This window comes from Streptomyces sp. NPDC055140, from assembly GCF_053607285.1.
Map to the genome: position 1 here is coordinate 1 of NZ_JBSGTG010000075.1, position 9254 is coordinate 9254.

The following is a 9254-nucleotide window of genomic DNA, read 5'->3' on the forward strand; positions in this document are numbered from 1 at the left end:
CCCTGAGGCTGTTCGACCGCTCACCCCACGAACTGGCCCAGCTCCTGCAGCTGCGGGCGATCGCCCTGTTCGGCGTGCGCGCCACCGTGGGTGGCGGCCCTTCACCGCTCATCGCCGCCATGGCCGCGGCCGCCACCCGGTCCGGCCACATCACCGTCGTCGCGGACGACGACGCATCGGTGGCAGCGTTCCTGCGGCCGCGACCGCTTGCCGCGCTCCCCGGTATTGGGCCCGCGACCGCCAAAACCCTGAACCGGTACGGGATCACCACCATTGGCCAGCTCGCCGACACCCCCACCGGGCCTCTCATCCGGCTCCTCGGCGCGCACGCCGCACGCGAGCTCCACGCCCGCGCCCACGGCATAGACGATCGCCCCGTCCGACGCACCGCCCTGGTCCGCTCCACCAGCACCAGCCACACCTTTGAGGCCGACGAACTCGATCCCGTCGCCCACCGCCGTGTGCTGCTCGGCCTCGCCGACGAGCTCGGTGCCCGCCTGCGGACAACGGGCGAGGTGTGCCGCGGACTGACGCTCACCGTGCGCTACGCCGACCGCACCCACACCACCCGCAGCCGCACCCTGCCCGAACCCACCCACCACACTCCGGCCCTATCCGCTCTTGCCTACGACCTCTACTCGGGGCTGGGGCTCGAGCGGGCCCGCGTTCGACAACTTTCCTTGCGCGCCGACCAGCTTGGGCCCGCAGACGGTGCGCACCATCAGCTCCTGTTTGATGACGGCGATGACAAGGCCCGCCGGCTGGAGGCCGCATCCGATGCAGCCCGCGCCCGGTTCGGTCCACACGTCATCCAGCCCGCGGCCACTGCAGTTCGACGGTCCTCATCTCCGGCTTGAGCAGTCGCGCAGGGTACTCACAGCACGAGGGTGAGCCGGCAATGTGATGCCCAGCTTTTGAGCCGGCTTCAGAGTGTGCGCAGGACGGCGACGACCTTGCCGAGGATGGCTGCGTCGTCTCCGGGGATTGGCTCGTGCGCCGCGTTGTGCGGCATGAGCCACACTCTGCCGTTCTCGCGTCGCAGGCGCTTGACGGTGGCCTCGTCGCCGTCCAGGAGCGCGGCGACGATGTCCCCATGGTCGGCAGAGTCCTGGCGGCGGACCGTGACGATGTCGCCATCACAGATGTAAGCCCCGGCCCCGCTCATGCTGTCGCCGACGACCTTGAGTGCAAACAGCTCGCCCTCCCTGACGACGTGGCGCGGTAGCGGGAGGACGTCCTCGATGGCTTCCTCGGCGAGGATTGGGGTGCCGGCGGCGATCCGGCCCACCAGAGGCACGTGCGCCACCTCGGGCTCATCTGGTGCTGCGGCTTCGTGAAGTGCGCCGATGTGGCGGGGATGAACGTGATAGGTGCGCGGGCGGTAAGGGTCTCGGTAGAGCACGCCTTTACGCTCAAGGGCCATCACCTGATGCGCGACGGACGACGTGCTCTTGAGATTGACCGCCTGGCCGATCTCCCGCATGGACGGCGGATAGCCCTGGCGCTCGACTTCCCGCTCGATGAAGGCAACGATCGCCTCTTGGCGGACGGTGAGGCCGTCGCCATTGATCTGGACGCCGGGCGGCCGCCCGGCCCGGCCAGCTTTCTCGTCTGCGTGCATGTGATGGTGCTCCCCCTGGGGCGGGATCTTGCTTTTGGGGACACTAACCCGCCAACCACCGCAGACGGAACACGGCCGTGATAACAGGCTGCACTCGCCTGCTGGCTGTCCTGTGACGGGTCAGGTGAGCGCGACGCAGCTTCGATCAGCGTGCCGGAAGGCGTGAGCTCCTCCTGCGAAGCCAGAAGTTCGATCTCGTCACGCAGCTTGGCAGGACGAGCCCTCATGGGCTAGCGCCGAGTGCGTGGCAGAGGATGGCGAAGTGCTGAACAGGCTGTTCGAGGCTGCGCGCCGGTTCGGTACCCGCGTTGAATGGAACACTGCGCTCGCCCCGGGCAGTTGGCGGGAAGAGGCGTTCGAGGACACCGGCGAACTGGCTCGGCTCGCGCCAGCAGCGGCCGACAAGGGCCGTCCACTGGGGCAGTTGCCCGCGGTCTGACGGATCGGACAGCCGCGACTCTGTTGGCGGCGCCCGAGATGCGCACGGGCGGCTGGACGGCATTGTTGGGCAAGAGGCCCGCCCGGCCCATCCGTGCTCTTGCTGGGCGGGCTCATTGTTTGTTCACTCGGTCTAGTGCCCTTCTACCTCCCGCGCTGCGTTGCGCGGGCACGGGGCGGTCGGGTTGGCGAGGCCAAGGCCATGTCCGGCTCACCTACAAGCTGACCAGGGCTGGAGTCTGCCTCGTTGGCCAGACTCCAGCCCCCTGCACCACCTGTAGACCAGCCCCGTACGAAGGGGGTGGTGGGATGGGTGGTGCCCGGCGGCAGCATCGGCATAGGTACCGCCGGGCATTGCCCAGCGTGCCATGGGGTACTGACAACGAGCCCGGGGGGAGGCAAGCTGACCGGCCGCGACGACCGGGAGCCTTTCGCCGCCGTCCGGGTCTTTCCTGCGAAGCCCAACCTGCAAGGATCCGGAGATCAAGACCCAGCTGAAGCGCGTCGGGGCCTGATTGATCGCCCCGAGATCGCAGGGTGCTGGCCCAAGACACGGAGGCCGAGGTCGACCACGGGGCGCCCAGCAGGGGCAGGAGGGACACAGTCTCCGAGAACGAGGCAGTGAGCGACTCGAAGGCAGGCTAATGCGTCCGCATCCGCTTGAGGAAGGTCCTGACCAGGGCGTAAAGCTCGGAGTCCTGGGCGGTCTCCTCCACCAGGGCCTGAAGTGGCAGTGCAGTGGGAGGTTGCGGGGTCAGCTCACCGTCTCGACGTGCTGATCCGGCAGCCGACTCCGCTCGCTCCTGTCCGGCCCTGCCGCTGCGTGAGCCGTCGCTTGGCCGGTCGCCTCGGACGCGCCGCCTGCGCCTGCGGATGAGGGCTGGCGTTGTGCCGGGGACACGCCCTTGCCCACGCGTAGGGAACCGGAGAATTCGGCGGTGAAGAACGAACGAGAACACATGGGACGGCTCCTTGTCGGTTACGCGGAGAGGCGTGCAGAGCGGATCTCGGCCGCAGAGCTGCGCAAACGGGCGATGCACTGCTGGTAGTCGGTGCCCGAGACCACTAGGTAACCGGTGCGCCGCAGGGCTCCCACACAGCGTTCGGCCGGATATTGCTGAAGGGTGGCGTACGGGGTGACGTGTGGATCCGCTGCCGCGTTCGGGAGCGGCATCGAGGTACCGACGGGGCCCTGGAGGAAGCGCACGGCAGCCGCACCGAGGCGGCTCTCGTCGATGAGGAACGCCCGTCCTCGGGCGTGGCATCCGGCCTGGGAGATGAGGTCAACTCCGGTGACCTGCTCGATCAGCATGGCTACCAGGGGGTCCGTGAGGTGGGTTGTGACGCTGACGACCCGTGGCCCGGTTGAGGTGATCCGCATGCGGATCTGCGCCGGACCTGACCGGTGCCCCAGGGCCGACAGCGCCCGGATCGCCGAGTCCTCGACGGCGGGCCCGCAGACGTCGTCTGCGTCGACTACCACTTCCAGCGGGAGCAGTGCTGGTTCGGCCTGCGGGTCGAAGGTGGCGTGTGAGATCGCGACGACCTTGGGGCCGGATGGGGAGTCGGCGGTGTAGGCGGTGGCCTCGATCCCGTCGAGCAGTGGCTCGATCACCGTGCCTGTGCCAGGCCAGGTGGCGGCAGCGGCCGCAGACAAGGCTGACGCGAGCTCGGGTATGCCGGTCACGCGTCGCGCGGCGTACCGCGTGCGGGGAGACGCGGGCTTGCACACCAGCGGGAAGCCGACTTGATGCGCGGCTTCCAGAGCCTGATCGTAGGAGTCCGCGTGAAGGGCTCCGCTGTTGTCCACGCCAGCACCGGTGAGGAGTTGGGCCGCGCGGTGGCGCAGGGTGGTCGCTTCGATCGTCGCAGCGGCTGGTCCGGGCAGTGCGAATTCCTGACGCAACACAGCGGCCGTGCGGGCATGGGCGGGATGCATGGAGAGCACGCCGGCGATGGGCAGAGTGACGGCGAACTCTCGTACCTCGTCGAGGACTCGGCGACAATCGAGGAGATTGACGGTCCGGGCGTCGGCAAGATGCCGGCGCTGCCATGTCGGCGCCTCCGCATCGATGAGGAGCAGGGGCCCGACTGCGGCGAGGCGCTGCATGGCGTGCTCCCACTCCGCCTGCGGTCCGCTGCCCAGGACGACAAGGTGCCCGGTGCGGCAGTCTTCCTGGTGGGGCGCGTGGGTGTTCACGGGCGGTGCTCCAGAGTGTAGGAAGTGATGCGCTGCTGGCTGCGTCAGAGGGTTTGACCACTCTCGCCGGGCGTCCGGGGGCGGGGCAATGACTCCTTGCTCAGGTTCCCCGGCGGCGGTCGACATGAGGTTTGTTGTGCCGCATAGCGGGACGCGAACTGAATTTCCGATTGCTGCTGGCGGGACGGGGTCCGCATGGTGGGAGACCACGCGATTACCGCAGGTCACAGGGGCTAACCATGGAAGGCGAGTTCACGCGGTGATACCCGCGGCCGGCGAATGGCGACTTCGTGTTCCTCGATTTGGGTGCCGGTTGCATGCGTCTACCAAATAGAGGCTTTGACGTGGGCCTTTGTAGGGTCGGCATGGTCAGTTCTGCTTGTGCGCAGTGTGTTTGAGAGCGCACCTGAAAACACTTTTCCTGGAAGGGGCGGTTCCTCCACAATCTCCGCTCCTCACGGTAGAGATGTGCGTGGCGGGACCCGTGAGGCGGGATCAAGCCCGCAGGCGACTACCAGGAGGGACTGTCAGTGATCGACTCCGAGCTTGTCGAGGCCGCCGACTCCGTGGATGACGGCATGACGGCCCATTCCCGCGTTTATCTCGTGCTCCAGACGCTGAACAGCATGGGCCCCGGGCTCCACCCCCTGCGGCGCATTATCGACGAGTCCGGAGTTACCAAGTCGACCGTCCACCGAATCCTGCGTGCCGGGGTTGAAGCAAAGCACTTGATCTACCGCGCGCCGGGCCGGTACGGCGTCGCCACCGACGTGGCGAACCACCGCCCGGACGCGAGCGTCCACCTCAACCTGCCGCACGACAGTGCTCTCGACCGCGAGACCACGGTGCTGCAACGGCAGACGGCCCAGGTGGCGATGGCGTTCAGCGCGGTACTGATCGACGACACGCCGGGCCGGCTGATGCTCGACCACACCTACGGCCGACGCAGCGACTTCCAGGCAGCTTTCAATCACGCCGACGTCGACACCAAGGTCGCACTGCGGTACGCGCCGCTCACCGCGGATGCGGCCGGTCTGGCCATCCTCTCGCACCTCGACGGCGCTCCCCAGAGCCACCTCATGCGGGAGATACGCTCCGAGGGCTACGTGCTCACGCCGTCGCCACTGGCGGACTGGAAAATGCTTGGTGTTCCTCTTTGGCGCGGCTCAACCGTGTACGGGTCTCTGGTTGTCATGGGGCTGCGACCGCAAATGGAGCGCAATCGTCGTGAGTACGCGGCGGCAGCCCTGGCCTGTGCGGCGCGGCTGAGTGCCCGTTGTGAGCTGGGAAGCGGCGCTATGCGTTTGGCCGTCTGAGCGACGTCAGTCACCTTCGCGGGGCTACTGCGACCGAGACTCATAGTTGGCGAACAGAGCATGCTAGGTGGCGGATCTTGATGCGCGGGCTGCGTGCAGCGTGCTCACCTGCCACGACGGCGTCTCCGCTGGGGCTGAAGAGGGCGTGATCCGCCAACTAACCCTCTCAAGATTCGCCAACAAGACTTCTCCACGCGCCCCTGACCTGCGCATCTCGGACCATGATTCGCCAACTATGAGTCTCGGTCACAGCTACCAATCCGAAGGGCGGGCCTTCGGTTCAGGCAATGCCTGTGCGGCGCTCACGAAGCGAACCACGGTTTGCCACCGAGAGGGGTCGACGGATCGCTGGCCTCGAGGCCGTCATCGCAGGCATGCAAACCGAGCCGACTCGGTTGCACGGGGCGCCTGAAGCCGCAGGATAGCGGTTGGCTCAGCAGGACGACCGGCACACTCTCGCTCGGCGAAGGGCCGCCCAGCATGAGCACCGCAGCGCAACCCCTCCCGGCTGCAGGAACTCTGGGTGGTCCGAGTCATCACCGTCAACGGCGAGAGCAGCTTCTTGCGCCGTGGGGCGACGCGCGAATCCTTGCCTGATCCGCGCGTCTCACCGGAACCTCGGCAGTGCACTCACGGCTTGCGTTTGGCCACCAGAGCTGTTCCTCACCACTGGGTCACGGAACGAAGAGCCTGAGCACCCGCCGTAACGCGGGCGGCCAACACCGCGTTCGAGCTCGAGGGGCCAGCGGGCCGCATCCAGGCGTCCTGCCGCCGGAACGTGGGCGGCTGCTCCTAGGCGGCGTGATGGCTGTGCGAGTGGCCTCGTCGTGGCATCGACCTGTCATCGAGGTCGACGAGTACCAACGTGATCCGCTTGAGTCCGAGAGCCTGCAACGGCCTCGGGGTCTCCTCCACAAGTCGGCATCCCTGGAGGCCTATCTGCGGGGCGGGGTGGCGTAGCTCTCGGATGGCGCCTTCGTGGTGGACCAGGTCGGCTCCGCCTCTCAGAAGCCAGTCCGGCATGTCCTTAAGGTAGACGTCGCGCAGCGCGGGGTGCAGGAACACGTCGCGGCGGATGGCCTGGAGGGCGGAGTCTTCGTCGTACCGCTCAAGGCTGGAACCGAGTTGGGCGAGCATGGCCAACTGCCAGCTCAGGTGGTCGACGAGTACGGCCGAGGCGTCGGGGTGAAAGAGACCGAAACGGAGGAAGGAGTGTGAGGGCATTGCGGTCGGGTGAGGCCGCACGCCCTGGAAGAGGTCGCGATAGGCATGGTTCGCCATCTTGACCTCCCACCGGTGGTCGATCACGAAGGTGGGGAGCGAGAGCGCGTCCATCATGACGCTGTAGTCGCCCAGGAAGGCCGAGGAGTCGGGGTCTTCGGGGAGTGCGCCGCTGTATGTCGCGCGCAGGTTCGGCTGCGGGGCACGGTCGACTGCGTACCAGAAGAGGCGCGCGGTCTGGAATTCGGACATCTCCAGGGCATGCGCGAGCGCGTACAGCTTCTGGTCCGTCCACTCTTTGACTCTGCCGCGCTCCCAGTTCCCGTAGGCGCGTGCGCTGATCGCCAAGAGCTCTGCGACCGCTTCCTGGCTCAGATCGAGGTGGTCGCGTCGGCTCTTGAGGAATCCCTGCAGACGCTGAGCGCGTACCTGCGCGGCCAGGGCCTCCGTGGTGTCTTCCTGTTCGGTACCCGCAGGCCGGGGCGGCTCGGTGCTCGGCCACACGGGCACGTGTTGTTGGGGAAACCGTCGAACGGTTTGGTCGTGAGCTGGTCCCGTCCGTCGCGCTTCTGGGCGCCCCCCCAGCAGCTGATCCGCCATCGCGCACCTACCCTTCGAAGTTGTCCAACCAAGGCAGGCGTCGTGATCGGCAAGGCGCAGCGGGTTGGCGATGCGGTGAGCGTTTTTCCGGCGACGGTTCGACAGGCTCCGGCGGCCCTCAGCGAGACTGGTAGTCGCGTGACTCGGGGCGAGCTTTCATCCCGCATTGTGTGACTTGCGCTGTCGATCAGCTGGCTGAGCAGTCTGCGCCTGCTCCGCTGTACGAACTCCGCTTTCCCGTTTGAACACTATTCCGCAGCTAACACGATGCCTGCATATGTGTGGGGCATATGTGGTGGTTAGTTTGGTTTGCGCCCATTCTGCCCGTCGTCAACTGTGCAACGCGATGGACCCGCTCTGCGTACAGGCATCAGTGGGCAGGCGTGTCGGCCAGGAGCGAGTCCTTGCCGACACGCCTCGTGTCATGCGTCCGGAGCGCCGAGGCCATGCTCGTAGAAGGCCAGGATCCTGCAGCCGGTCACGGAGTGCGGGTAGTGCACGCTCCCGGGCTCCGCCTCGATGAGGGTGCCGGCGGGATACCCCGGATGGGATGCGTCTTCCTTGTCGCGGAAGATCCCCTCCAGCACGAGGACCCTCTCAAGGCGGCCGTGCCGCTCCTTGCCGAACGAGGAGTTCGCAGCGAACTCGATGTCCAGGACGCAGAGGTCGTCGGGCCCTCCTTCCACCAGGGTGGTGACAGTGACCCCGTCAGCTGCCTGCTTCCGGGGAAGGGTACCGGTGTCGGTGTAGGTGAACCCCACGGTCATGAAGTCGTTCCCGTCGTCGGTTTCGCATGCGGATATGCGAGGCTTTCCGCCTGTCGCAAATTCGCCAGACGAATTACCCCTGCCACTCCTGTTGGCACCACCCCGGAAAGCTCACCCGGCCAGGTCAGACGCAGCCTGGGTGACCTCACCTGCTCCTGGGTGAATCCCAGGGGGTTTGGCGCCGAAGGGATTTGGCGTGCACCACGTTAGGAACTCCGGTCGGGCGCGACCATGTCACGGGTGGGAAATTTTCGGGGCCAGAGTTCCCTGTGCGGTCAATGGGGCGCCCGTGGAAGGGCGTTGGTGGGAAATTGAACGTGGCGCATGGGCACGCGTGGGAAGACCGGGGGCACCTACGGGAGGTCGGGTTCCTGCTCGCTGTCGCCGCCGCTGGTCGCGGCATGTGAGGCCTGCCCGGCGCTGCCCGCTGGCGTTTCGTAGAACACAGGCCGGCCGGTCGCCGCGTAGAGGCTCAGGGACAGCGGGCGCACAGCGCCCAGACGCACGTTGCGAAGATTGCCCTCCTGGCTTGGGCTGACATCCATCCCTAGCCCGGTGAACACCATCTCCTGTCCGATCAGCGGCTCGGCCTCATGCAAGTGAGCTCTGATGGTCTTGGCCGAGAGGCCCAGGGCAGCGGCGGCGTCCTCGGTGTTGCAGTTGTGCTCGAGCCACGCCTCGACCGTCGGCAGTACCTTCAGTCTGGTGCTCGCCAGCTGTTTGACGAGGTCTTGTCCGTAAGAGCGCATCGCCGGTCCTTGGAGCAGCCTCGTGAAGTCGGCCGCCGGGTCGGCCGACCTGTCGTCGTACCCCAGCGTTTGCACCACCTGGAGGGCCAGCGACACCAGAACCCGGTCGAGCGCTCTCTGCCGATTCAGGCCCACCATCTTGAACGCCTTGTCGAGGCGGGTGGTGATCGTGCGGCGGCTGATCGCGTGGTGGCTGCGGCCAAGGATCTCGCTCGCATCGTCGCGTGAGTATTCGAGGGCTGGCCCCAGCAGGGCCAGCAACTCATCACGCTCACGCGGCGCGGCAGACAGGATTCCGTGGAGCGTGGCTGCGGCCCAACGCCGCGCCGTCTCCCTGTCCAA

8 protein-coding genes are annotated in these 9254 nt (G+C 67.0%); 3 read left to right on the forward strand and 5 right to left on the reverse strand.

Annotated elements, in window-relative coordinates; translation table 11 throughout:
* The coding region (locus tag ACWFR4_RS46580) for a DNA polymerase Y family protein (RefSeq protein ID WP_453657772.1) at nt 1-857 on the forward strand (857 nt) is incomplete at its 5' end.
* Nucleotides 858-925: 68 nt separating this feature from the next.
* Here ACWFR4_RS46580 and lexA read toward each other — a convergent pair.
* Nucleotides 926-1621, reverse strand: a complete 696-nt coding sequence (gene lexA / locus ACWFR4_RS46585; protein WP_453657774.1) for a transcriptional repressor LexA — start codon at nt 1619-1621, stop codon at nt 926-928.
* A gap of 244 nt (nt 1622-1865) precedes the next feature.
* Here lexA and ACWFR4_RS46590 point away from each other — a divergent pair, with 244 nt between their 5' ends.
* Nucleotides 1866-2060 (forward strand): hypothetical protein, encoded by a 195-nt coding sequence (locus tag ACWFR4_RS46590; protein WP_453657776.1) that lies wholly within the window; start codon nt 1866-1868, stop codon nt 2058-2060.
* A 978-nt stretch (nt 2061-3038) separates the two neighbouring features.
* Here the strand turns inward: ACWFR4_RS46590 and ACWFR4_RS46595 are convergent.
* On the reverse strand, nt 3039-4259 hold the full coding sequence (locus ACWFR4_RS46595) for a hypothetical protein (protein ID WP_453657778.1): 1221 nt from the start codon (nt 4257-4259) through the stop codon (nt 3039-3041).
* A gap of 530 nt (nt 4260-4789) precedes the next feature.
* Between ACWFR4_RS46595 and ACWFR4_RS46600 the strand changes: the two genes are divergently transcribed.
* Nucleotides 4790-5575, forward strand: a complete 786-nt coding sequence (locus ACWFR4_RS46600) for a helix-turn-helix domain-containing protein (RefSeq protein WP_453657780.1) — start codon at nt 4790-4792, stop codon at nt 5573-5575.
* A 792-nt stretch (nt 5576-6367) separates the two neighbouring features.
* On the opposite strand, the gene ACWFR4_RS46605 is transcribed toward ACWFR4_RS46600, so the two are convergent.
* The 3 genes from ACWFR4_RS46605 to ACWFR4_RS46615 all read right to left on the reverse strand — a co-directional run.
* Nucleotides 6368-7300 carry an MmyB family transcriptional regulator gene (locus tag ACWFR4_RS46605; protein ID WP_453657782.1) on the reverse strand — a complete coding sequence of 311 codons (933 nt, stop codon included), beginning with the start codon at nt 7298-7300 and terminating at the stop codon, nt 6368-6370.
* 518 nt (nt 7301-7818) lie between these two features.
* Complete coding sequence (locus ACWFR4_RS46610) at nt 7819-8163, reverse strand: cupin domain-containing protein (protein WP_453657784.1); 345 nt, start codon at nt 8161-8163, stop codon at nt 7819-7821.
* A 353-nt stretch (nt 8164-8516) separates the two neighbouring features.
* Nucleotides 8517-9254, reverse strand: a 738-nt coding sequence (locus tag ACWFR4_RS46615; RefSeq protein WP_453657786.1) for a helix-turn-helix domain-containing protein, incomplete at its 5' end; no start/stop codon positions are given.

Bases quoted from the DNA above. Each gene is read 5' to 3' on its own strand.
- lexA (WP_453657774.1), bottom strand. From the start codon at position 1,621: ATGCACGCAGACGAGAAAGCTGGCCGGGCCGGGCGGCCGCCCGGCGTC.
- ACWFR4_RS46610 (WP_453657784.1), bottom strand. From the start codon at position 8,163: ATGACCGTGGGGTTCACCTACACCGACACCGGTACCCTTCCCCGGAAG.